The organism is Pseudofrankia saprophytica (genome assembly GCF_000235425.2).
In the GTDB taxonomy this organism is placed as follows: domain Bacteria; phylum Actinomycetota; class Actinomycetes; order Frankiales; family Frankiaceae; genus Pseudofrankia; species Pseudofrankia saprophytica.
The window spans coordinates 1,522,011-1,544,798 of sequence record NZ_KI912267.1 but is presented as its reverse complement, the minus strand read 5'-3'; the positions used below and the strand labels follow the sequence as shown (position 1 = coordinate 1,544,798).

The following is a 22,788-nucleotide window of genomic DNA, read 5'->3' as shown; positions in this document are numbered from 1 at the left end:
CGGTCGATGGTCGGGACGACGGTGCCCACGGGCGGACTCCTTCGATCGGGATCGGTCGTGCTGGGAGCGAGATGCGACAGCGGAAGCGGGTGGGGTGGGTGGGTCTCAAGGGTTGGTACGCGTTAGGACAGGCGCAGGCGCGTCGGTTATCGATCATGCGTGGCGTCTATTTTTATATCGCCATAAAATAACTATACGGCGTTCAGCTTTGACATGGCAGACCGTACCCCCAATGCCTTGGAGAGTCAAGAACGGCTGCTTGGGCGTGCGTCGCGCTCGGGCGGCCTCCGGCCCAGGGCGCGCAGGGCTGCGCTCCGACTCGCCCATGACCTGGAGTAACGGATTTCCTGAAGCGGCCTGAGCCATACGCCCGCCGCATGTAGGTGGCATATATCCGTGGTTCGCAGACGATCCGGCAAACAAACGGGGAAAGGGTCGGCTGGCGTGGCGGTGCCCGCTCGTTCCCCGCGTTCGCGGATATTCGGTCCGTTACGACTCTGGCCCGGCGATGCCGAGTTCGACGCCGGCCCGCGGGCCCGCACCGACATGCCGCTCGAACGAGCCCAAGACGGGGTCCGACTGGAGGTTCGGGTCAGGCCGCGCTGATCGGCGCCGTATTTGTTGGGACGGTGTTGGCGCGGCGCCTCTCCTGGGTGTGGGCGAACCCGACCAGGCCGAGCAGGAGCGTGAGCAGGACTGCCGACGACCCGAGGGTGCCGAGGGCGAGCCCGCCCTTGGATGCTGGTTTCGTCAGGAAGTCACCGACGGTCGCACCGAGCGGGCGGGTGAGCACGAAGGCGAGCCAGAACAGCGTCACGTTGGACGCCGCCGGGACGTATCTGAGGGCGAGCAACAGGCTGAGAAGCCCGAGTATGAGCAGTGCGCTTCCCGCGTAGCCGAGCCCCGAGCTGTCGGACAGGAAGTCGCCCATGGAGGTTCCCAGGGTATTTGACACGAGGATGGCCGACCAGAAGAAACTCTCGCCACGACGGGAGTCGATGTCCCGGATCGCGAACGTCAGTCCGGTGCGCCTCCATGCGACGAAGATGGCGATCAGCAGGGAGATCAGGATCGCCGCGCCGACCGGGTAGCCGAGACCGAGTCCCTGCGGACCCCAGCCCAGCGAGCTGGTTCCCTTGGCCAGATACTTCTCGCTCGCGTCGCGATTCATGAAGTCGGATATGGTGGTACCGGCCGTACTGGTGGACAGGATGACCGTCCAGTAAAAGAACGGGTTGTACACCCTCGACCGCAACTGGACGGCAAGAGTCACCACGAAGACGAGGATGAGTACGCCCGTCGTCAGGAAATATCCCAGCCGCAGGGTCTGTGCGAGCAGGTCGCCCGCGGTCTCGCCGAGCGTCGTCGCCGCGATCTTCATGATCCAGAAGGTCGCTGTGATCTCTGGAAGCTTTTTCGCTACATACGTGACTCTATCAAGAGAGTCGTACTGCTCGATTTTCGCCACTTGTGTCATTCTGTCTCCCGGGCATGGTTCGGTCGACCTTTCGCGTCCTGTGGGCGGCATGCCCGTGTGGAAAGGAAACTGGAATGCCGCCGGCGTCCGCGCGACCGAACGGTAAGCGCACCGAGATGTAAAGAAGATGTGAACGAAAATGCTGGAGTTGGCCTATTTATGTGATGAATTCCCGTTGGCGCGGCGGTCGCCCATCCAGCGGACACTGCGCCCGGTGCCCGTCGCTACCAGGGCGGCATGGCTCAACGCGGGGCTCCGGTGGTCCAAGGCCCGCCGGTGCCATCCCGTAGCGAGCGCGAACTGCGTTCCGCCCCTGACGACGACGTCGACCCTCTCGACTACACCTCGCCCGGATCGCGGTACGGGGCGCCGTACCGAGCGGATACGGATGCCTGCGTCTGGGGCGCCGTCAATGCCGGGCCCGCCGTCGCCGGCTGGCGCTGGACGTCGGTCCCGGTCCAGGCGAGATAGGCGACCAGGACGACGATGACCACCGTCGCGGCCACGGTGACGGTCCCGTCGCCGTAGCCGAGGCCGTGCTTGTCGGGTTCCTTGCCGAGGTAGTCGGCGATCGACGCGCCGAGCGGCCGGGTGAGCACGTAGGCGAACCAGAACGCGCCGACGGCGTTCATCCACCGAAGCCGGTAGGCGACGGCGGGGATGAGAATCGCGACGGCGAAGAAGCCGATCGACGCGAGATAACCGAGGTTGAGGGTGAAGGCCGTGAGATCTCCGGCTGCCGTGCCGAGCGCGAAGGTGGCGAGGACGGCGGACCAGTAGTAGATCTCGCGCTTATGGGTGACGATGCTGTGGATCGACAGCGACCGCTCGTTGCGACGCCACAGGTAGAAGATCGTGGCGAGTGCGACGGCGTAGAACAGGGTTGTGGCGGGGTAGGGCACGCCGAGGACGCGGTGGACGCCATCCGCCGCCATCGTGCTGAAGACGGCGACCATGGCCACCGCGAACCAGTAGACGGCGGTTACATAGCGGCGAGTTCGCAACTGCAGCCACATCGCCACCGTGAACCCGACGAGCCCCACCGCGCCCGCCAGCGGGACGCTGCGGTTGGCGAGAAAGTCGGACGCGGCCTCACCCATCCCGGTCGTGAGGATCTTGATGATCCAGAACATGGCGGTGATCTCGGGCACCTTGGGCGCGAGCCGCCTGACGGCGCGGCGCCTGCCGGCCCGGACTGACGGTGTCATGGACGTCCTCTTTCCGGTCTTTCGTTTCGTGGTGGGCGCGCGGGAGAAACCACGTCGACGTGGCCGCGTGTGGTGGACCTTCCGATGCATATCAGGTCCTGCCGGACCAGCCTTCCGGGCGGGGTCCGCGCGCCCGTCGCCAGTAAGGTTTTCGTCAGGTTGGCCGAGGCATTCTCGGCGCGTGAGCACCCCCACCTCAGCCACGACTGCTCGGGCCGCGAGCCGGCCGATTCTCAACAAGGTCCCAGAGATCACCGTCTACTTCTGGACAATCAAGATCCTGTGCACGACGGTGGGTGAGAGCGCCGCCGACTACCTCAACAGCACGCTGGGATTCGGGCTCGGAAACACGACGATCGTGATGTCCGTTCTGCTCGTCGCCTCGCTCGTGGCGCAGTTCCGGGTAGACCGATACGTCCCGGGCGTGTACTGGACCACGGTCGTCCTCATCAGCGTCGTCGGAACACTGATCACCGACAACCTGACCGATGGTCTGAGCGTCAGCCTCATCGTCAGCACGGTTTCCTTCTCCGTGCTGCTCGCGTTGACGTTCGTCGGGTGGTACCGCGTCGAGCACACCCTGTCGATCCACAGCATCGTGACGCGGCGGCGCGAGACCTTCTACTGGTTGGCGGTGCTGTTCACCTTCGCGCTCGGCACCGCCGCGGGCGACCTGCTGACCGACCGGCTGGGACTCGGCCTGTTCACGGCGGTCGTCATCTTCGCCGTCGCGATCGCGGTCGTCTACGTCGCACACCGGTGGTTCGGACTGGGCCCGGTCCTCTCGTTCTGGATCGCCTACGTGCTCACCCGGCCACTGGGTGGCTCGACGGGCGACTACCTCAGCGGCGCCACCGACGAGGGCGGCGCGGGGCTCGGCACCCTGGCCACCAGCCTGCTGTTCCTCGCCGCGATCGTCGCCACGGTGGTCTACCTGACCATCGCGAAGAAGGACCGTACGGAGCTCGTCCACACCGGTCCCAGCGGCGCGCCCGGCAGCGATCATGGCGGTGCCGTCCCCGCCGCGGCCGGAGAGTGGGACGCGGACAGGTCCGCCGTCGTCGAGCGCTGACGGCACGCGGACGCCCAGCAGCGGACGGCTTCGACGACGGTGACGGTCCGGCGGCGGTCCATCAGGCGTCGGGCAGCACGGGAAGCATGACCACCACGCGCCCTCCCGGCGCGGGGACGACCAGGACGTCACCGCCGGCGAGCTGAGCCAGCCGGCGCGCGAGCGGGAGACCGAGGCCCGCGCCGTCTCCGGTCGCGGCGGCGCCTCGGTATCCGGGTTCGAAGACCGCGTCCACCTCGTCGGGCGTGAACCCCGGGCCGTCGTCCGTGATGGCCACTTGAACAGCGCTGGCTCTGGTCGCCGCGGGATCGGTCTGGTCGATCCGGAGGGCTACGGCTGATCGGGCATGACGTAGCGCGTTGTCGACGATGGGTGCGAGGATCCGCTCCGCCAGGTCGGGGTCGCACAGCGCCGGCCGGGTGGCACCGTGGACGCTCATCCGCACGTGAGCGTGCCCCGTGGTGGCGGTTCGCGCGAGCCGCGCGGCGATCTCGGTGAGATCCGCGCTTCCCATCGTCGCGGTGCCGCTGGGCGCCTTCAGGAGGGTCTCGACCACGCCTGTGAGCTGGTCGACCTCGCCGATGACCCCCTTCAGGGCCGCCCGCAACGGCTCGGGCCCGGTGTCGTACCGGACGCTCGCCTCGGCGCTGGCGCGGATGCGAGCCAGCGGTGTCTTGAGCTCGTGGGCGATCTGTGAGGTGACCAGCGTCTCGTGTCGCAGACTCGCCGCCAACCGGGTGAGCAGGCCATCCAGTGTCGCGGCGAGGCCGGTGATCTCGTCGCGCGGCGGTCCCAGACCGAACCGCTGGTCCGGGTCATGCGCGCCCCAGTCACGGGCGCGCGCCGTCATCTCGGCCACGGGGTGAAGGGCCGAGCCGACCAGCCGGCGTACCAGGACGGCGGCTCCGGCCAGGATCATGACGTCGAGCACGATCGCCGCGCCGACGGCAAGCCGCTCGCTGTGGACGTAGGGTGCCAGGCTGAGCGCCACCACCACGGTGCCGACGCGTCGTGGGCCGTCCTGGACCGGCAACGACCGCAGCTCGACCTGGCCGATCACCCGCGTGGCCGGCCCGGATGACGCGAGCGCCGCCGCCGCCGAGTCCAAAGACCGCTCCACGGGCGGGCGTACCACTGACGACAGCCTGAGGTCGAAGAGCCACATCTCCGGCTCGATCGCCTCGTCGCCCGGTGTCTCCTCGAGTACCAGCCAGCCGGCGTCGACGGCGACCAGCGCCGCCGCCGATCGGGCACGCGACGCCAGCAGGGCGTCGGCGTCGTGGCGCAGCCAGCCGCGTAGCAGCAGCCAGAAGGCCAGGGTGAGCAGCGCGACCGAGACCGCGATGACCGCGACCGTGAGCAGCACCAGCCGCCGGCGCATCAGTCGAGCCGGTAGCCGACACCGCGCGCGGTCGCGATCGACGGGCGGCCGGCGACGTCGCGCAGCGCGCGCCGCAGCCTCGCGACGTAGCTGTCCAGGGTGTTCTCCCGCACGACGGAACCCGGCGGCCATGCGCTGGAGATCAACGACGCCCGCCGCACCACCTGGCCGCGCCGGCTGACGAGCGCCGCGAGCAGCCGGTACTCGGTCGGCGACAGCGGCCGCGTGCCGCCGGGGCCAGCCACGACGTGCCGGACCGGGTCGAGGACGAACTCGGTCGCGGCGGCGCCAGGTGCCCGGCGGACCAGCACATCCAGACGCGCGAGCAGTTCGTCGATCGCGAACGGCTTGGTCAGGTAGTCGTCGGCGCCGGCGCCGAAGCCGAGCACCTTGTCGGCGACCGAGCTTCTCGCGGACAGCAGCAGCGCCGGCGCCGCGACGCCGCGGCTGCGCAGCGCCCCCAGCAGGTCCCGCCCGTCCGTGTCGGGCAGCGCGACATCGAGGATCAGCGCGTCCGGCGACCCGGAGCCCGCCGCGCGCCGCAAGGCGTCGTGCCCCGTCACCGCGGACCACGCCACGTCGAACCCCTCGAGGCGCAGCACTCGCACGATCGTCGTGCACAGCACCTCATCGTCGTCGACGACCGCGACAACCCCGCGCATCAGCCGCCCAACCCCGCAGGCGACCCGACCGCCGACGGATGGGCGAACGCGACGCACCATGCGCGAGCGCGCTCAGGTGCCACGGCTGCCTCCACCCATCGTCGCGCCGACATTGCCGCAAGCTGCCACAGCCCGCTCCGCCAAGCCGGGGCGGGCAGCTCCGACGGTCCCGCCCGCCCAGGCTCGACGCATTGTCGGTCGACGAACATGTGAGCGCGATGAAAGGCACGGTCGGGTGCCACCGCCGCTGTGGGGAGCGAGCCGTGTTACGCGCACGTCGCGACCTGGGGTGGAGGCGCGGACGCGACCACGGGTGGATGTCCGGCGCCGGATCACGGCGGTACCGTCGGTGGATGACCCGCCAGGCTGGCCCGGCGGCGCCTGGGGCGGCGGGGCCGAACCCGCCGAGCGCTGAGGCGCCACCGAAGGCGAGCCCGCGGGCGGCGGGGCGCGCCTGGGCGCGCTCCGAGGCCGCCGGCGACCTCGACGCCAAGCGTGGCCTGGTCCCGGTGCTGGCGCTGGCGGTCGCGATCATGGCCGCCATCGCCGACCCGGGGCCGGCCCACGAGCTGGTCTTCCTGGCGGTGCCGGTCGTGGCCTTCGCCGGCTGGGGATATCTGCCGCGTGGCGAGCCGCGCTTCCCGCCCGCCGCGCTCCTCCTGCTCTGCAGCCTCACCGTGATGGTCTCGGTCGTCCTCGCGCAGCTCTCCGGCGGGCACGAACCGGTGATGTTCGAGGTGTCGATCCTCGGCCTGGTCGTCGGGCTCTGGTGTCCGTCGCTGGCACTCGCGCTTCCGCTGGGTCTGCTCGCGGCGGCGACACCCGTCGCGGTGTACCTCGTCCAGGACCCGGGCGAGGTCAACGTGGGCATCTGGATCCTGGGCATCGTCTTCCCCTGGGTTCTGGGACGCGCCAACGCGCGGGAACGCCGGCTCTCGGCGCTGCTCGACGACAGCCGTCGGGAGCTGGCGCATCAGTCCCTACTCGACGAGCGACGCCGGATCGCCCGGGACGTCCATGACCTGGTCGGGCATGGACTGGCCGCGGTCATGCTGCAGGTGACCAGCGCCCGGCACGTGCTGCATCGGGATCCGGTCGCGGCCGAGGAGGCCCTGCGGTCGGCCGAGGAGGTCGGCAGGCGCAGCATGCGGGAGCTGCGGCGGACCGTCACGCTCCTGCGCACCGATGAGGGGGCCACGACGGCGCCGCCGGTGTCGGCCGGTGACGTCGCGGTCCTCATCGACGAGGCCCGCGCCGGCGGTCTCGCGGTCGAGCTGCGGATGCGCGGGAACCTCGCCGACCTTCCGGCCGGGATCGGGGTCGCGGTGTACCGGATCGCGCAGGAGGCGCTCGCCAACGCGGCGCGCCACGCGCCGCGGGCCCGCACCGACATGCTGCTCGAACGGGCGGAGGACGGGATCCGGCTGGAGGCCACGACGGTGGGGCCGATGCTGGCGGCCTCGGCCGGTGAGCGGGACCGGCCGCGCTACGGCCTGGCGGGGATGCGCGAGCGGGCGACCGTGCTCGGCGGCGCTCTGAGCGCCGGACCGGCCCCGGATGGCTGGCGGGTGAGCTGCTGGCTGCCCGTGGACGCGGCCGACGGAGGTCTGGTCTCGTGATCCGGGTGGCGATCGTCGACGACCAGGCCATCATCCGGGCCGGGCTCGCGCGGATCCTGTCACCGGCCGACGGGTTCGAGGTGATCGCCGAGTGCGCCGACGGCCGGCAGGCGGTGGACCGCCTGCCGGCGCTGCGGCCGGACGTCGTTCTCATGGACATCCGCATGCCGGTTCTGGACGGCATAGCCGCGACCGCTCGGCTGCGGGCCGCCGCGAACGGGTCGGCGCACGGACTGCTGGTTCTCGTGCTCACGACGTTCGACGAGGACGAGTTGCTGTGGGGAGCCATCGAGGCCGGCGCCGCCGGGTTCGCGCTCAAGGACTCGGCGGCCGAGGACCTGATCGCGGCGGTGCGCACGGTCGCCGCGGGCGGTGCCTGGTTCGCCCCGGGAGTCGCCACCAGGGTGCTGGACCACTACCGCAGGCTGGTGGCACCGGCCGCCCGGCGGTCGACCCGGCTGGACGCGCTCTCGGACCGAGAGAGCGCCGTGCTGCGGCTGATGGCCCGCGGTGCCACGAACGGGGAGATCTCCGCGGCCCTGCACGTGGCCGAGGCGACCGTGAAGACCCACGTCGGCGGGATCTTCACCAAGCTCGGCGTGCGTGACCGCGCCGCCGCCATCGTGTTCGCCTACGACCATGGTGTCGTGGCACCCGGCGGCGACCTGCTGTAGCGCCGCATGGTGCCACGGCACCTAGCCGGGCCGGACGGCGGCGATCCCGCGGTAGCGGCCCCCGGGGTCGGGGTCCGACCACGGGATGACCGCGGTTGGGGCCCGCGGGCCGAAGCGGGGGCGGCCCGGCGGCACCTAACGTTCGGCGCCATGAGCAACGTAGCGATCGAGGTCGAGGACCTCCGCCGGGCGTACGGCGGCCAGCCGGTGCTGCGCGGGCTGTCCTTCACCGTCCACACCGGCGAGATCTTCGGCCTCGCCGGCGCCAACGGCGCGGGGAAGACCACCACCGTCGAGATCCTTCAGGGGCTGCGCCGGCGGGACGGCGGCCGCGTCGAGGTGCTCGGGCTCGACCCGGACCGGGACCGCTCGCGGCTTCGCCCGCTCCTCGGCTCCCAGCTACAGGCATCGGCGCTGCCGGATCGCCTGCGGGTCGGCGAGGCACTGCGGTTGTTCGCCCGCCTGGCAGACGACCGCGTCGACTGGCGGACGCTGGCCGAGCAGTGGCGGCTCGGCCCGATGCTGCGCAAGCCGTTCGGCACGCTGTCCGGCGGGCAGCGCCAGCGGCTGTTCCTCGCCCTCGCGCTGGTCAACCGGCCGCGGCTCGTGTTCCTCGACGAGCTGACCCAGGGCCTGGACCCGGCCGCCCGGCAGGAGACCTGGCGCCTGGTCGAACAGGCGCGCGACCAGGGAGCGACGGTCGTCCTCGTCAGCCATGACCTGGACGAGGCCGAGCGCCTGTGCGACCGGGTCGCCGTCCTCGCCGACGGCGCGCTGCTCGCCTGCGGGCGGCCCGTCGACCTGACCGGCGCGGCCGCGGGGGTCACCGTCCAGTTCGCGGCGCCGAGCGCCGTGGCGCTCGCGGGCCTGGTCGAGCTGCCCGGGGTCACCGAGGTCGCCTACGACGGCGAGGCCGCGTCCGTGGCCGTCGCCCCGGAGGCGGTCGTCCCGCTCGCGGCCGAGCTCGACCGCCGCGGCCTGCGGCCAGCCGACTTCACCGTCCGCCGCGCGTCCCTGTCCGACACCGTCGTCGCCCTGCTGACCGGAGACCACCGATGACCATCACCGTGCCCGCCAGCGACCCCACGAAGACCGGGCTTTCCGCGAAGACCAGCCGCCGCACCGCGAAGCTCGGCGCGCTCGCCCTGACCGAGACCCGGCTGCTCACCCGCGACTGGACCCTGCTCGTGTTCGCCTTCCTCTTTCCGCCGTTCACCATGCTCGTCCTCGCGGGCGTCTTCGGCAGCGAACCCGACGACGGGTTCGCCATGCGGCGGCCCGACGACTACTACGTCGCCGCCTCGACCGGCGTGTCGGCGATCGCGCTCGGGCTCATCGGGTTGCCGGTCGCGCTCGCGTCCTACCGCGAACGCGGGGTGCTACGTCGGTTCGAGGCGTTCGGTGTCTCCACCGCCCGGGTCGTCGCCGCCCAGGCCGCCGTCACCTGGGGTCTGATGATCATTGCCGTCGCGCTCGTGCTGGCGGTGGCTGCGCCCACCTACGGCATCTCCGTGCCCGAGCACCCCTGGCAGGTTCTGCTCGGGTTCGTCGCCGGCAGCGGCACACTCGTCCTGCTCGGGGTCGCCATCGGCCTCGCCGTGCCGACCGCGCGCGCCGCGCAGGCCGTCGGACTGATGACGTTCTTCCCGCTCTACCTGCTCGGCGGCGGCGGGCCGCCCCGAACCGTCATGACCAGCACGATGCGCTCGATCTCCGACGCCCTGCCGTCGATCATCCCGGCCATCGTCGACCCGTGGCTCGGCATCGCCTCAGTCGGCGACCATCTCATCCCTCTCACGGCGTGGGCCGTCGTCGCCCTGGCCGCGATTCTGTGGCTCACCCGCCGCCCGCGGACATAGGGCAAAGTAATGGCTCGCGGAGCTGGCAGCGGCCCGGTCGGTGGTCACCTCGACCGGGCCGCGGCCGTGCGACAGCGCCACGGTTTCCTGGCCCATACGGCGGGCCTGGCCGCCCCAACGCGCGCCGCGTTCGTACCGCGAACGGTCAGGACGATTTCACCCGCCTGTCGGAACCCCCGCGGGAGAATGCCGCCGTGCCCTGCCGCTGCCACAACACCCGCCGCGACCTGCTGCGATGGTCCGCTCTGATCGCCGCCGCGCCACTCGTCGCCTGCTCCGACCGGGACGAGTCCGTCGCCCGGGCCACCGCGGCCGCGACGACGGCCGGCGTCGACCCGCGCACGGTCAGCCCGGTGAACCTGGAACTGGTCACCCTCACCGAGACCAGCGCAGTGATCACTTGGTATACCGGTGTCCCCGGCACGGACGACGGCACCAAGCGGATGGTGCCCAAACCCGCCGACGGGCAGGTCTCCTACGGCACCAGCCCATCCCGGCTGACCATGACCGCGCACGACGAGGGTGGGCCGACCCCGTACCACTACGTCGAGCTGACCGGGCTCGAGCCGGGCCAGACCTACTACTACCGGGCAGCCTCCGCCGGCAAGCCCGCGACTCCCACCCCGTTGCCCCTGGTGAACGGCAACGCGGCGGGGACCGCCGCACCGGCCGGCGCGGACGGCCCCTTCACCTTCACCACCCCGCAGCCGCCGCCGGGACGCCACCTGTTCTCGATCGCACTGTGCAACGACCTGCACCTCGGTGAGACCGTCGCCGGCCTGGTCGGCGGCACCTCCATCAAGGGCCTCTCCCAGCAGCCCGGGCTTCGGCCGTACCCGGAGGTCATGGCCGAGGGGCTGGTCGCCGAGGCCACCGCCCGCGGCGCCAACTACCTGCTCGCCGCGGGCGACCTGTCCAGCGAGGCCGCCCCCGCCGACGTCACCCGGGTCCGGACGCTCCTCGACCGTTTCGGCACCTACCGGCAGGACTACTTCGTCGCCCGCGGCAACCACGACCGGGCGCACGCCGGCGCGGCCTACGCCGGCTGCGGCGCCGGCGAGTGGCAGGGCAACGACTGCTTCCGCGACGACTTCTTCGCGGGCTCGGCGCCGACGTACTTCTCCCACGACCTCCACGGCCTGCACCTGGTCGGGCTCGACACGTACGACAAGGCGGGCAACGGCGGCGACGCCGGTGGGATGTCCGCCGCCCAGCAGTCATGGCTGACCGCCGACCTGAAGGCACACCGCGACCAGCCGACGATCGTCTTCGGCCACCACCCGCTGGTCGTCAGTGGGACGCCCTTCGGCGGCGGTGCGGGCAGCATGCTCGACGCCACGCAGGCCACCCAGCTGCTGGCGACCTACGCGTCGACCCCCGGCGTGTTCCTTCACCACGCCGGACACACCCACCGCAACCACCGGACGGTCAGCCCGGCCGCGCCTGATGTGGTCCTGCAGGAGGTCTGCGCGACCAAGGAGTACCCGGGCGGCTTCTCCCTCCTGCGTGTCCACGCCGGCGGGTATGCGCTGAACTTCTACAAGTCGCGCACGGACCTGGCCCGCGAGTGGAGCGAACGCAGCCGGCAGGAGCTCACCGGCCTATGGCCGCAGTTCTCGCTGGGCGCCGCGGTCAGCGACCGCAACAGCGTCACCTCGCGGGACCTGTCCGGGCTCACGCCCGCCTGAGCTATGAGCGCGAGTTCGGCGGTCCGAAAGCGGCGCCCTTCAACCGTCACCAGATGCTCCTAGCGGCGCCTCCCCGATGCGATGATATTGCCCTGAGCTCCGGCTCGGGTTTCATCGAGGTCGCGCGGCGCCTGACGGCGTGGCTGGCGACGCGAGTAACGGCGCGTGACTGAAGTGGTCCGGACTCCGCTAACCCTGGTTCTTGCAAAGCGCGGGGTAAGTGCGGGATGATCTACGGGATTTGATTCGTCATCAGGCATTTTGCCTGGTAGAGGCTCCCGCGATAGGACTCGAACCTATAACCTGCCGGTTAACAGCCGGCTGCTCTGCCAATTGAGCTACGCGGGACCGTTCGCTTCGTCGGGGCCGATCGTACCGGTGGCGGAGGCCTCCGGGGGGATCATGCTGGGTCCGACTGGCTGTGGCCAGCTTACCGGAGGTTCGGCGGGTCGGTCTCCTGGGTAAGTCGAGTTGACGGGTCGTTGCCTCGCGCTGTGCTCCGGTGGCTCGCGCCGGCTGTGGTGATCGAGAGCCGGCGGCTGTCGGTGCCACCCGGTACTGTCCGTTGTGGTCGTGGTGGGTCGGGCTGACGTTGATCGTCTGACGCGCGGGTGGTCTTCGAGGCGGCGGGGGTCTCGGGGCGGGAGCCCGGGCGCGCGAACGGTGTGACGGTGCCGTCGGCCCGCGGGGGACGGCCGCGCTACAGCCAAGCATCCGGCCCGGCTCTGCTCGGTTCAGCCTTGGGAGGCAGCATGCGGATCCGCCCCTCGGTCGCCCTCGCGTTCGGGGTCGGCTATCTGTTCGGCACCCGGGCCGGCAGGGAGAGCTACGAAGAGATCGCCCGACAGTCTCGGCTGGTGTGGGATCGCCCGGAGGTACAGAGCGTCGCCGGCATCGTCTCGGCGCAGGTCGGCGGGGTCTACCGGCGTGCCAGATCCACGCTGGGTGGCAACGTGGCAAAGGGGCACGGTGACGGCCCGGGCCGGGCCGCCGACCGGTTCGCCCCGGCTGGCCGCACCACCCCGAAGTCAAACGGGTTCGACGTCTCCACCACGCCCTGACACTGGCCTGTTCCACGCCTCCACCGCGGGTTTGCCGCAGAGCCCGCGGAATGTATCGATCTTGACAGATGAGATCTTGATGGCTGACTGGCGACGACGTATGAGCGAATCGTGACGAGACGATGAGCCGGTCCGGCTCCCGGCCGGCGCCGGAGGGGCGTGCCGCGGGCGGTACCGATCTTCCACTGGCCACGCTGCTCGACCTGCTCGGCCGCCGGCACTGTCTGGCGATCTTCTGGAGCCTGCGGACCGCGCCACGGTCCTTCCGCGCCCTGGAGACGACGCTGGACGCGCCGTCAGCCCAGCTAAGCCAGCGAGCGCGCGAGCTACGCGAGGCCGGCCTGATAGAGGTCGACGAGGCCGGCGACTACCGGCTCACCGGGCACGGCCGCCGCCTGCAAGGCCTGCTCGAACCACTCTCCGACTGGGCGCACGACTGGACCGCTCTCTCGGCCCGCCAGCGCGTTCCCCGGGGCTCTGCCACACGTGCCCGCGACGAGCCCTGATCGTGCGTCCTCCAAGCCTGGCAGGCTGAGGGATAGACGGACCCCGACGGATCCGAGGCGAGGAGAGATCGAATGACAGAGAAGCGCACGCTGACCGACGTGCCGGCGCGACGTCGGTTCGAACTGGACATCGACGGCGCGCTGGCCGGCTTCGTGACCTACTCCCTGCATCCGGGGATCATCGCCTTCAACCACACGGAGACGGAGACAGGGTTCGAAGGGAAGGGAGTCGGCAGCGAGCTCGCCCGAGGCGCGCTCGACGCCGCCCGCGCCCGTCAGCTGAAGGTCTGGCCGCGTTGCCCATTCATCCGCGGCTGGGTCGAGCGCCACTCCGACTACGCCGACCTCATCGACCCCGAATGGCACGCCGACCACGAGCCTGCCCACTGACCGCACACCGGCCGAGATCCGGACACCGCCCCAGATCCAGCGCCGCGGCTTGACAGAACGGTCCAGGAACGCCGTGATGACCTCGACGAGGCCGCGGTCGGCCGCCAGCCCGGCATCACCACCTGGTCAGGTCGCGAGGCCACCACATGACCAGATGGCCGAGCCCGGCCAGATTGCCAGGTGGCCAGCTGCCAGGTCGGTCGGTCGACAGGTAGGCCCTGGTGCTGGCCGCCGACGCGCCTCTCGCATGGCCCACGCGGGGGCATTTGCCCACGCGGGCGAGACGACGGAGGTCAGGCGGACATGAAGGCGCTACAGGTCACCCGGCACGGCGATCCGACCGAGGTGCTCGACGTGGTCGACGTCGAGTTACCCGAGCCCGGTCCCGGCGAGGTGCGCATTCGGGTCGGGGCGGGCTCCCTCAACTTCAACGACATCGATCGGTGCCGGGGCAAGCTGGTCTCGGTCCCGGTGCCACCGCCGTACACGTTGGGCATGGACGTCTGCGGCGTCGTCGACGCGGCCGGCGACGGCGCGGGGGAGTGGGTGGGCCGGAGGGTCGTCGCGATCACGAGGAACGCGATCGGCGGGCTCGCCGAGTACGCGATCGCGCCCGCGGTTTCCGTGTTCGACGCGCCGACCGGCCTGGACGACGCCGAGGCGGCCGCATTCCTCCTGCCGTTCCACACCGGCGCACTTGGCCTGTTGCACCGTGCGCGGCTTACCGCGGGCGAGACGCTGCTGGTTCATTCTGGCGCGAGTGGCCTCGGTACGGCGGCCATCCAGCTCGGCAGGGCCGTCGGTGCCCGGGTCATCGCCACGGTCTCCAGCCCCGAGAAGGCGGAGCTGTGCGCACGGCTCGGCGCGGACCTGGTGGTCGACCACACCACGGACGACTTCGCCGAGGTTGTACTCGACTACACGGGCGACGCCGGGGCGGATGTCGTCTACGACCTGGCCGGTGGCGCCTTCGTGGGCAAATCCTGGACCTGCGTCGCCCGCGACGGCCGCTACCTTCCGATCGGCTTCGCCGACGACCCGGAGAACGGGATGACGGGCAGGCCACTGCGGCTCGCCTGCGTCGGCAACTTCTCGGTGGTCGGTGTCATGCTCGCCTGGGTCGACCAGGTCGACCCGGGAATGCGCCGCTTCGGGTTCAACCCGTTCGGCCGGAAGACCGCCGACGAGGTGCACGGGGGCCTGCTGGGCCTGCTCGCCGCCGGAACCATCCGCCCGCATGTCGGCCGCCGCGTCGGGCTCGACGGCGCCGCCGGCGCGCTCGGCGACCACGAACGCCGCCGCGCGATCGGCCGCACCGTCGTCGAGATCACGTCCTGACGCCGGAGGCGCTGGCCGTCACGGCCCGGCTGGCCGTCACGGGCGCGGCTGGCCGTCACGGGCGCGGCTGGCCGTCACGGGTGCGGCTGGCCGTCACGGGTGCGGCCGGCCGTCACGGGTGCGGTCGGCCGTCACAGGCCCAGGCTGGTTCCGCCCCAACGGCGGCCGACCGCCGCCGCACCGACCCGCCGCCGCGATGTCAAATGTGTAACGGTACTGTGTCCGTCTGGGTTGAGAGCCTTGGTGCAAGGCGTCTGGATGTACCATCACCAGAAAGGGAACAACCCGACAGACACATACGGATCGGACAGCCGCGTGTCCAACCCCCCGGCGTTGCCCGCCGCCAGCCTGGCGGCGTCGCTCAACGTGTCCGTGCCTCATTCGGCCCGGATGTGGAACCGCTGGTTGGGTGGGAAGGACCACTTTCCCGCCGACCGTGTCGCCGCCGATCAGGCGGCCGAGATCTTCCCGGAGATCATCGACATCGCGCGCAGTTCGCGGCGCCTTTTGCATCGGGTTGTGACCCACCTCACCGTTCGTGAGGGTATCCGGCAGTTCCTTGATGTCGGTACCGGGCTGCCCACGGCCGACAACACCCACGAGGTGGCGCAGCGCGAGGCGCCCGAGAGCCGGGTCGTGTACGTCGACAACGACCCGCTCGTCCTGACGCACGCTCGTGCCCTGCTCGTCGGCACGCCCGAGGGGGTCACCTCCTACATCGACGCCGACGTGCGCGACCCGGAGACGATCCTGCGCGAGGCCCGCGGGATCCTCGACTTCACCAAGCCCATCGGGCTCGTCCTGTTCGGCGTCATGGCCAACGTCGTCGACGACGACGAGGCGTACGCCATCGTGCACAAGCTCGTCGACGCCCTCCCGAGTGGCAGCTACCTGGCACTCAACGACGGCACCGAAAGCCCGGAGCGCTCTGAGGCGGTGCGGCGCAACGAACGCATCGGGGCCGCCCCCTACCGCTCCCGCACGCCGGAAGAGCTCGCCCCTTTCTTCGACGGCCTCGAGCTGCTGCCGCCCGGCATCGTCTCGACCCCCCTGTGGCGCCCCGGCAAGCGCGCCCGCGGCAAGGCCCTGGCCTCCCACTGCGGCCTGGCTCGCAAGAACTGACAGGCGCGCCCCCGACCGCTACTCGGGCCAGGGGGAGTTCAGGATCGTGTCGACGAAGTTGGCGCGGTGGAAGTCGGGCACGAGACGTTCCAGGACGTCGGCCTTGACATTGCCGAAGGTGGTCTCCGGCCTGGGGGCGATGCCGGCGGTGAAGGCCCGGAGGATCTGGTTCTTGAAGTCGGGCCTGGGGTGCAGCGTGGTGATGGCCGCCCGGTCGGCTTCGCTGATGTCGCCGTAGCCGATTCCCAGCACGTCGTACTCGACGCCGGCGGTCACCAGGGCGACCTCGGGCTCCATGAACCGCGGGATGCCAGGGGTCGTGTGCAGCGCGATGGCCGTCCACACGCGCCGGATGCTGTCCTCGGGAACGCCATGCCGCTGCAGGAATCGGCGCGCCTCGTCCGCGCTGTCCACCTCGAAACGCCGGCCGCTCCCGCGAAACCGTTCGCCCAGGCCGAGGTCGTGGAACATCGCCCCGATGTAGAGCAGCTCCGGGTCGAAGCTAAGCCCGTGGTTGCGGCCCTGCAGGCTGCCGAACCAGTACACCCGCCGTGAATGGTGGTACACGAGGTCGTCCGTGGCCTCGCGTACCAGTTCTGTGGCCTCCACGGCCAAGGCCGTGTCCGGTACGGCCACATCGGCGACCTTGTCCCTGGTAATGGACATGAACCCCCCCGCCGGAACGTCCCGCTGCACCGTCGACCCATTCACGATGACGCCGCCCCCGCGGCTCCGCACCTCGGCGCGGCAGGCCCTTCCCACGCCGCGATCGAGCTCGTCCTGGTGTGGTCACGCAGGGAGTCCCCGGATCAGGCTGGAGTCAAGCCCGGGCCGGCTCAGGCACTTCGGTCCCCTCGCCCGCCTCCTCGTCCGTGGCGTATGCCTCGCCCCGGTCGGGTTCCTCGCCGGCCTCCTGAGCTTCGGTTTCCCGCTCGTCGGGCTCTCGGTCCTCGGGCGCTTGGTCCTCGGTTTCCTGGTCCTTGGCTTCCTGGCCTGCGGGCTTCCGGTTCTCGGCCTTCGGAGCGGTCGCCTCGCGCTCTTCGGACCCGCCGGTGTCCGTCTCCTGGGCCTCCGCTTCCCGCGGCTCGGCATCCTGGTCCTCTTCCCCGGGCTGGCGGACGACCGCGCCGTCGCGGATCTCGCCGCGCCACGATCCACTGGCCTCGCCCTTGATGGTGATGAAGCGGCCGAAGTGCTTCAGGTCGAGGCGGGTGCGGCGGCCTCCGGCGCGCCAGAGGTTGCCGATCTTCTCCATGAACCCGCTCGAGTAGTACTCCATGGTCAGCGCCACCCGCGTCAGATCGTCCGCGAGCGGATGGAACGTCACCGTGCCCTTCGTCGTCCCCTTGGCGCCTTCCGTCGTCCAGGTGATCCGCCGGTCCGGGATCTGTTCGAGGGTCTTTCCCTGCCAGGTCCGCCGGGACTTGAAGACCTTGACCCGCCAGTTCTGCTCGGTCTCGCTCTTCGGGTCGACGCTCTCGACACCCTTCATGAACTTCGGGAATTCCTGGAACTGCGTCCACTGGTCGTAGGCGGTGGAGACCGGGACCCCCACGTCGACGGCCTCCATGATGTGGGTGACCTTCGGCGGTCCAGGGTCCTTGGTGCTACCCGCCTTGCCCGCGCCGCCGCCGCCGAGGGCGTTCTTCGCCTTCTGCTTCAGCGCACTCAGCGCCGTCGACGTCATCGCCTTGCCCGGGGACTCGCCCGCGGCGAGCTTCTTGACACCTTCCGCCGCGGGTCCCAGCCCTTCGGTCGCGGAACCGAGACGTTCGCCGACCTGCCGGACGGCCTTCTGGCCTTCTGCGGCGAGCAGGCTTTTCACCTCCTGCATGAGGTGTTCGGTGGCCGGGTTACGCAGGAGCACGCCGGCCAATCCGTTTCCGTGCGCATGTCCGTTGGACTCCGACATATCGGCTTCTCCTACCTCGACCCCGACGCCCCGGCGCCGGTCCGCTCGCGGCCTGCGTTCGACGCGGCCCCGCGCCGGTCGGCCGCCGGGCGGAAGTCCATGTGCCGGCTCGGAGGCCGCCGGTCCGCGGCCTTCGCCCGATCCTGATCCCGACCCCGATCTCCGTCGCCCTCTCCGATTCGGTCCTGGTCTTGGTCCTTTGGCGCGGGCGGTGCCTCGTCCTCGGCCTTCGCGGCGGGCGGGCTGCCCCAGCGGCCGAGCTTTTCGGTCAGCGTGCCGGCGAGGGTTCCCGCCTTCCCGGCCAGCTCGGGGGCCGGGGACTCGTCCAGCGAGCTCCGCAGCTCCGACGTGCGGTGCGACAGGTCGTCCGTCAGCTTGCCGATTCCTCGTTCGTAGGCCGACAGGGCGACCTTCGTCCCGCCGGCGAGCACCGGACCGCGCAGCTGGGCAACCAGCTTCCTTCCGTCTTCGGAGTCGAGGAACTTCATCGCCTGGGATCGGGCCAGGTCCTTGACGTTGGTGTTGTGGCCGCTGGTCCACAGCGCCAGCCGTATGGCCGCCTTGCCCTTCTTGGTTCGGCCGAGCACGTAGCCCACCGCGCCGGCAATCATCAACTTGATGTTCATCGCGGACTCCTTCCGGCCCGTGGGTGGGCCATCCGGCTTACCAGCCCCACCGGCTGTGCCGAGGCTCGCTGGCCGCCTCGGCGGGCTCGGTGAGGTCGAGGAAGTGGAAGGTGGGCAGTGGGCCCACGTACTCGATCGCCAGTTCGGGGTGATCGCCGCGGACGCGCTCCACCGCCTGGTCGAAGTGCTCGAGGTCGCGGTGGTGCGGCTCGGCGTCCCGGTAGACGAGGAAGGCCCAGCGCAGGACCGGATCCTCCGGGCCGCCCATCGGTCCCCGCCCGGCGTCCGCGACCGAGCGCGGGCGCAGCTGTTCGAGCAGGGTCTCCGCCTGGTGCAGGCGACGCAGGATCACGCCGTCGGCGACCCGTTCACCCAGCGCCATCCGGGTCTGCATACTCGTCTCGCCCCCGAACCCGCCCCGGGCGCCGACCAGCGACGGGTCGGCCTCGATGACCGCCCGAATGGCGGTCGTCTCCTCCTCGTCCGCGTCGACGTGCACCTCGACGAGACCGTCCAGCGTGTCGAGCCGGCGGCGTAGCTCGGGGGCCGCCTCGCCGAGCACCTCCTCACGGACGGCGTCCTCGTCCGGAGCGACCGAGCCCAGCCGCAGCGGGATGACCGGGCCGTCGGCGAGGAGCCCCACGAGGACGTCGAGATGGCGCTCCGCGTCCTCGTCGGCGATGCGCACCGGGTCGGCGACCGGGCTGACGACGGCGGCCGCCGGGGGGCGCCGCACCAGCCGGATCGGCCCCGGCGGGTCGCCCACGCCGAGCGGTGGCGGGTCCGCCAGCGGATGGTCGTCCCGGACGACTCCGTAGAGGAACAGCGAGGCCATGTCAGCCATCGCCGTTGTGGTGGGCACGGGTCCGGCCGACCGGTGCTCCCCGGCCGGGGGGCAGGTCGCGGTCCGCGCGCCGGGTGTACTCGGGCCTGGAACCGTCGCCGGTCTCGACCGCGTCCCGGTCGTCGCCGCGCAGTGACGAGACGAAGTCCTGCGCGGTGTCCTTGACGCCTTCCAGAGCCCCCTTCGCCTTGTACCGCGATCCGCCCTCGCCGACGGACCGGACGAGCCCGGGAAGGCCCGTGACCTGGTCCTGCTCCCTCGAACTGAGGTCCAGCCGGTTGACCGCCTCGGCGAACCGCAGGTAGGTGTCGACGCTCGCGATGACGATCCGGGCGTCGATGGTGAGGATCTCGATCCCGACCAGCGCGACCCGCACGTACGCGTCGATGACGATGCCCTTGTCGAGGACGACCTCGAGCACGTCAGCGAGGCTGCTCGGGCGGGGAGCGCGACCGATCGACTGTGTCGACATGGTCATGGCAGGTCCCAACCGGGCGGCGCCGCGTCGCGCGCATGCGGCGCGGGCCTCCCTCTCTCGTGGTGCCGCCGGTCCGTTCCCATTGCGCCACCGACGGCCGGTAGCCCGGCCCACCGCACGTCGTCGCCGCGCTTCCAGCCACGCCGGCCACTCCCGCCTCGGCGGTCGGTGCGAGCCTCGGGGCCCGCGTCGCCGATGTCCGCCCAGCCGGCCCGGGCGGCGGAACGGACCCGGGTGGCGGGACTGACACGGGTGGCGGGACTGACGCGGGCGGGCTGGTCGCGGTAGCCGGACGGCGGCCACTCGCCCAGCAGCCCGCGGGCCCTCGCCGTCGCCGACCGGGCCTGCTCGGCGCTGACGCCGAGCGAGTCGCGGACCTGCGCTATCGCGTCACGCACCTCGATCAGTGCCTGGCCCAGCTCCTCGACCTGTTCAGTGGGCAGCGCGCCACTGTCCATCCGGCGCACCGCCTGACGCTCCAACAGGTCGCGGAGCAGCTCGAGGAGCACGACGACGACCTGTCCCAGCCCGCGCCCGACCTCCTCCGGGTTCGCGGTCAGGCGCACGGCGCGCCCGGTACGTCCGGTACGGCCGATGCGCCCGGGGTGTCCCGGCGCCGTCATGGCCCGGTCCTTACGCCAGACCAGGCGCGGGACCGACGCCCGGCATGGTCTGTGGCGCGGTCCCCGCCGCCGCGGCGGGTGTCATCGATGGCGTCGTCAGCGTCGGCGGCATCGTCGTGGACCACGGCGCCCTCGATCACGTCGGCCGCGTCGTCCCGGCTCGGCGCCGGACAGGGACGAAGCCCCGCGCCCGCGCAGGCCTCGATCGCGCTCTGCGCGCCGATCAGGAGCAGCCGCAGATCGAGCCGGATCAGATCCACCCCTGCCAGACCGATGACCACGTCACCGTTGACCACGACCCCCCGGTCGACGACCCTGTCGAGCAGGTCCGGCAGCGAGCGGCCGGAACCCAGCCCGGGACGGCGGCCCGGTTCGGTGCCGCGGCCGGTTCCGGCGATGGCCGCCGGGTCGCGCCTCGCGGCGCCTGCGCGGGCAAGGTCAGGCATCACGCGCCTCCCCAAGCGTCAACCGGGCAAAGGAGTACGGCGGCCAGGGCCCGGTGAGGCGGGCCGCGCAGCCGGCATCCGTCAGCTCTCGCACGGCGGTGCTGGCCGCGTCGAGGAAGTCGTCCTCCTTGGGGGACGCGACCAGGTAGGCGGCGTCGAGACGCCCCGGTCCCGGACGGCCGGATCGCATCGCCACGTCGGAGGCCAGCGCCGCCAACTCGCCGTGGACCCGCCTCGTCAGCTCGGTCAGGCGCTCCTCGCGCAGCGCGGCGCGGCGCAGGTCCGCGCGCCGGGCGGACAGGTAGGCGGTCCCGCTCCCGCTCCCGCTCCCGGGCGCGGGCGTCTCGGCGCCGTCGCCGGAGATGCCCGCCGCCGTGGCCGCCCGGGTGTCCCAGCCTCCGCCTCCGTTCCCGTCCTCGGGATCGGCATCGTCGTGTTCCTCCGGGGGCGTGACCCGCAGCCCCCATTCGCGGTGGTCACGGACCCGATCCAGCTCGTCGACCAGCTCGCCCGCCGACGCCCGCAGCAGCCGCTCGGCCCGCGGCCGGTCCGGCAGGACCGTGCCGAAACGCAGTGGCAGCACCGGGCCACGGTCGTGGAGTTCGCGCATGATCCGGTCGTGTCGACCGGCGAGGTCGGCGAGCCGCCCGGTTTCGGAGAGCTGCCCGGTTTCGGACACCTCGCTCTCCAGGCCGGTCAGCAGCTCGAGCTCGATCGTCGACGCGACCAGTGCGGCGTCCCCGACGGTCAGGGTCTCGACCGGGGACCGGTCATCGAGGCCGACGATGTCGTGGGCGTCGGTCGCCGCGTCCGTGATGCCGTACGCGTACAGGCCGGTCCGCGGCGGGGGAGCGGCCCCGAGCGTCTCGGTGCCCGTTTCGGTGCCCGGTTCGGTGAGACGCGGCCGGCCGCGTGCCTCCGGCGGACCTGGCCGTGCCCGCTCCGCGGCCGACTCCGCCGGGTCGGTCGGTGGACGGGTGTCCGCCGGACGGGCGCTGGCCGGACGGGCGCTGGCCGGACGGGTGCTGGCCGGACGGGTGCTGGCCGGACGGGCTGGCACGCTCTCGATCCGGGCGTCGCCGGCCCGCGCCGCGGAGACGATCTCCTCGGCCAGCACGGCGGCCAGCCGCTCACGCGCCAGCTCCCGCGCGTCCGCCACCGCCTCGTCCAGGACCTCGGGCATGAGCCAGCCGGCAAGCTGGTGAATGTCCACCGGAGGCCGCGTCATCAGGGCCTCCTGCTCTCGGCCCGACCATCGTTGGAAGACCCAGCTACCCGGGAGCCGGAGGCGGACCGCGTGGCAGGCTCCTCAGCGTGCCCGCCGGTGGCCCGGCCGGCGATCACGTCGGTCGTGTCGGTCGCGTCGGAGCCGTGGGTGGCAGTCCCGGAGCCGGGCAGGGCAGCCGTACGGGAGTCGGCGCCCACCGCGCGTTCCAGCGCGTCGAGGCGTTCCCGCAGCCGCCGGTTCTCGTCGGCCAGGGCGTCGGAGTCCCGTTCCCTCGGGGGCGTGGCCTTAGAGCTGAAGAACGGGTCATTCAGCCACCAGTCCAGGCCCATCTCCCGCGCGGTGTCGGCGGAGGCGATGAACAACCGGAGCCGCAACGTCAGCAGTTCGACGTCGAGCACGCTCACGACCACGTCTCCGACGATCACGACACCCTTGTCGAGGACACGTTCCAGGACGTCGGCAAGGGTGTCGCTGCGTGGCCCGGTCCACTGTCGGGTAGGCCGGTGCGAGGTCAGGATCTGCTCGGTCATCGCGCCTGCTGGAAGGCTTCTAGGCCCGCGATCGAACGGGCGGG

General features: G+C 71.5%; 24 protein-coding genes and 1 tRNA gene. 11 read left to right on the top strand and 14 right to left on the bottom strand.

The annotated features are described in order from the left end of the window. Positions 1 to 592: 592 nt before the first annotated feature. Both FRCN3DRAFT_RS0240985 and FRCN3DRAFT_RS48815 read right to left on the bottom strand, forming a co-directional pair. Positions 593 to 1,381, bottom strand: a complete 789-nt coding sequence (locus FRCN3DRAFT_RS0240985) for a COG4705 family protein (protein ID WP_035931245.1) — start codon at positions 1,379 to 1,381, stop codon at positions 593 to 595. A gap of 434 nt (positions 1,382 to 1,815) precedes the next feature. Further along, positions 1,816 to 2,685, bottom strand: a complete 870-nt coding sequence (locus FRCN3DRAFT_RS48815; protein WP_007507025.1) for a COG4705 family protein — start codon at positions 2,683 to 2,685, stop codon at positions 1,816 to 1,818. 181 nt (positions 2,686 to 2,866) lie between these two features. On the opposite strand from FRCN3DRAFT_RS48815, the gene FRCN3DRAFT_RS0240975 reads away from it, so the two are divergent. Further along, the gene (locus FRCN3DRAFT_RS0240975) at positions 2,867 to 3,757 is read left to right on the top strand and encodes a COG4705 family protein (protein ID WP_007507023.1); all 891 of its coding nucleotides are present in this window, start codon (positions 2,867 to 2,869) and stop codon (positions 3,755 to 3,757) included. Between the two features lie 61 nt (positions 3,758 to 3,818). On the opposite strand, the gene FRCN3DRAFT_RS48810 is transcribed toward FRCN3DRAFT_RS0240975, so the two are convergent. Together FRCN3DRAFT_RS48810 and FRCN3DRAFT_RS0240965 are read right to left on the bottom strand one after the other, a co-directional pair. Then, positions 3,819 to 5,138 (bottom strand): sensor histidine kinase, encoded by a 1,320-nt coding sequence (locus FRCN3DRAFT_RS48810; RefSeq protein ID WP_007507021.1) that lies wholly within the window; start codon positions 5,136 to 5,138, stop codon positions 3,819 to 3,821. After that, the gene (locus tag FRCN3DRAFT_RS0240965; protein WP_007507019.1) at positions 5,138 to 5,800 is read right to left on the bottom strand and encodes a response regulator transcription factor; all 663 of its coding nucleotides are present in this window, start codon (positions 5,798 to 5,800) and stop codon (positions 5,138 to 5,140) included. Before FRCN3DRAFT_RS0240965 ends, FRCN3DRAFT_RS48810 begins: the two co-directional genes overlap by 1 nt. A 353-nt stretch (positions 5,801 to 6,153) precedes the next feature. Between FRCN3DRAFT_RS0240965 and FRCN3DRAFT_RS0240960 the strand changes: the two genes are divergently transcribed. The 5 genes from FRCN3DRAFT_RS0240960 (at position 6,154) to FRCN3DRAFT_RS0240940 (ending at position 11,640) form a co-directional block, all read left to right on the top strand. Next, positions 6,154 to 7,419: a sensor histidine kinase gene (locus FRCN3DRAFT_RS0240960; protein WP_007507017.1), complete on the top strand. Its 1,266-nt coding sequence runs from the start codon at positions 6,154 to 6,156 to the stop codon at positions 7,417 to 7,419. 5 nt (positions 7,420 to 7,424) lie between these two features. Continuing rightward, the gene (locus FRCN3DRAFT_RS0240955; RefSeq protein ID WP_342436277.1) at positions 7,425 to 8,093 is read left to right on the top strand and encodes a response regulator; all 669 of its coding nucleotides are present in this window, start codon (positions 7,425 to 7,427) and stop codon (positions 8,091 to 8,093) included. 150 nt (positions 8,094 to 8,243) lie between these two features. After that, complete coding sequence (locus FRCN3DRAFT_RS0240950) at positions 8,244 to 9,152, top strand: ABC transporter ATP-binding protein (RefSeq protein WP_035931242.1); 909 nt, start codon at positions 8,244 to 8,246, stop codon at positions 9,150 to 9,152. Beyond that, complete coding sequence (locus tag FRCN3DRAFT_RS0240945) at positions 9,149 to 9,952, top strand: ABC transporter permease (protein ID WP_007507011.1); 804 nt, start codon at positions 9,149 to 9,151, stop codon at positions 9,950 to 9,952. Before FRCN3DRAFT_RS0240950 ends, FRCN3DRAFT_RS0240945 begins: the two co-directional genes overlap by 4 nt. Positions 9,953 to 10,146: 194 nt before the next feature. Then, positions 10,147 to 11,640 carry a purple acid phosphatase family protein gene (locus FRCN3DRAFT_RS0240940; protein ID WP_007507008.1) on the top strand — a complete coding sequence of 498 codons (1,494 nt, stop codon included), beginning with the start codon at positions 10,147 to 10,149 and terminating at the stop codon, positions 11,638 to 11,640. Positions 11,641 to 11,915: 275 nt separating this feature from the next. On the opposite strand, the gene FRCN3DRAFT_RS0240935 is transcribed toward FRCN3DRAFT_RS0240940, so the two are convergent. Next, positions 11,916 to 11,988: transfer RNA gene (locus tag FRCN3DRAFT_RS0240935), tRNA-Asn, on the bottom strand. 404 nt (positions 11,989 to 12,392) lie between these two features. Between FRCN3DRAFT_RS0240935 and FRCN3DRAFT_RS56940 the strand changes: the two genes are divergently transcribed. The 5 genes from FRCN3DRAFT_RS56940 to FRCN3DRAFT_RS0240910 all read left to right on the top strand — a co-directional run bounded on the left by FRCN3DRAFT_RS56940 (position 12,393) and on the right by FRCN3DRAFT_RS0240910 (position 16,057). After that, on the top strand, positions 12,393 to 12,701 hold the full coding sequence (locus FRCN3DRAFT_RS56940) for a hypothetical protein (protein WP_007507006.1): 309 nt from the start codon (positions 12,393 to 12,395) through the stop codon (positions 12,699 to 12,701). A gap of 122 nt (positions 12,702 to 12,823) precedes the next feature. Beyond that, entirely contained in the window at positions 12,824 to 13,207 is a 384-nt protein-coding gene (locus tag FRCN3DRAFT_RS0240925; protein ID WP_007507004.1) for a winged helix-turn-helix transcriptional regulator, read from the top strand. A gap of 72 nt (positions 13,208 to 13,279) precedes the next feature. Then, positions 13,280 to 13,597, top strand: coding sequence for a GNAT family N-acetyltransferase (locus tag FRCN3DRAFT_RS0240920; protein WP_007507002.1), 318 nt, complete (start codon positions 13,280 to 13,282; stop codon positions 13,595 to 13,597). 303 nt (positions 13,598 to 13,900) lie between these two features. Next, positions 13,901 to 14,935, top strand: a complete 1,035-nt coding sequence (locus tag FRCN3DRAFT_RS0240915) for a quinone oxidoreductase family protein (protein ID WP_007507000.1) — start codon at positions 13,901 to 13,903, stop codon at positions 14,933 to 14,935. Positions 14,936 to 15,193: 258 nt separating this feature from the next. Then, positions 15,194 to 16,057, top strand: a complete 864-nt coding sequence (locus tag FRCN3DRAFT_RS0240910) for an SAM-dependent methyltransferase (RefSeq protein ID WP_007506999.1) — start codon at positions 15,194 to 15,196, stop codon at positions 16,055 to 16,057. 18 nt (positions 16,058 to 16,075) lie between these two features. Here FRCN3DRAFT_RS0240910 and FRCN3DRAFT_RS0240905 read toward each other — a convergent pair whose 3' ends face one another. From FRCN3DRAFT_RS0240905 to FRCN3DRAFT_RS58350, 9 genes are all read right to left on the bottom strand, one after another. Continuing rightward, a complete protein-coding gene (locus tag FRCN3DRAFT_RS0240905; RefSeq protein ID WP_027141389.1) occupies positions 16,076 to 16,723 on the bottom strand; it encodes an HD domain-containing protein in 648 nt (215 codons plus the stop codon). 154 nt (positions 16,724 to 16,877) lie between these two features. Further along, entirely contained in the window at positions 16,878 to 17,969 is a 1,092-nt protein-coding gene (locus tag FRCN3DRAFT_RS0240900; protein WP_007506986.1) for an SRPBCC family protein, read from the bottom strand. 11 nt (positions 17,970 to 17,980) lie between these two features. Then, entirely contained in the window at positions 17,981 to 18,595 is a 615-nt protein-coding gene (locus FRCN3DRAFT_RS0240895; protein ID WP_007506985.1) for a hypothetical protein, read from the bottom strand. Positions 18,596 to 18,632: 37 nt separating this feature from the next. Continuing rightward, on the bottom strand, positions 18,633 to 19,439 hold the full coding sequence (locus FRCN3DRAFT_RS0240890) for a GvpL/GvpF family gas vesicle protein (protein ID WP_232794413.1): 807 nt from the start codon (positions 19,437 to 19,439) through the stop codon (positions 18,633 to 18,635). Continuing rightward, positions 19,432 to 19,917, bottom strand: a complete 486-nt coding sequence (locus FRCN3DRAFT_RS48800; protein WP_007506982.1) for a gas vesicle structural protein GvpA — start codon at positions 19,915 to 19,917, stop codon at positions 19,432 to 19,434. Before FRCN3DRAFT_RS48800 ends, FRCN3DRAFT_RS0240890 begins: the two co-directional genes overlap by 8 nt. Then, positions 19,914 to 20,540 (bottom strand): gas vesicle protein GvpK, encoded by a 627-nt coding sequence (gene gvpK, locus FRCN3DRAFT_RS0240880; protein ID WP_007506980.1) that lies wholly within the window; start codon positions 20,538 to 20,540, stop codon positions 19,914 to 19,916. The genes FRCN3DRAFT_RS48800 and gvpK overlap by 4 nt, the downstream gene beginning before the upstream one ends. Then, the gene (gene gvpJ / locus FRCN3DRAFT_RS55680; RefSeq protein ID WP_007506978.1) at positions 20,537 to 20,986 is read right to left on the bottom strand and encodes a gas vesicle protein GvpJ; all 450 of its coding nucleotides are present in this window, start codon (positions 20,984 to 20,986) and stop codon (positions 20,537 to 20,539) included. The genes gvpK and gvpJ overlap by 4 nt, the downstream gene beginning before the upstream one ends. Beyond that, positions 20,979 to 22,214: a GvpL/GvpF family gas vesicle protein gene (locus tag FRCN3DRAFT_RS0240870; protein ID WP_007506976.1), complete on the bottom strand. Its 1,236-nt coding sequence runs from the start codon at positions 22,212 to 22,214 to the stop codon at positions 20,979 to 20,981. The genes gvpJ and FRCN3DRAFT_RS0240870 overlap by 8 nt, the downstream gene beginning before the upstream one ends. Continuing rightward, positions 22,214 to 22,744 carry a gas vesicle protein gene (locus tag FRCN3DRAFT_RS58350; RefSeq protein WP_007506974.1) on the bottom strand — a complete coding sequence of 177 codons (531 nt, stop codon included), beginning with the start codon at positions 22,742 to 22,744 and terminating at the stop codon, positions 22,214 to 22,216. The genes FRCN3DRAFT_RS0240870 and FRCN3DRAFT_RS58350 overlap by 1 nt, the downstream gene beginning before the upstream one ends. Positions 22,745 to 22,788: the final 44 nt, after the last annotated feature.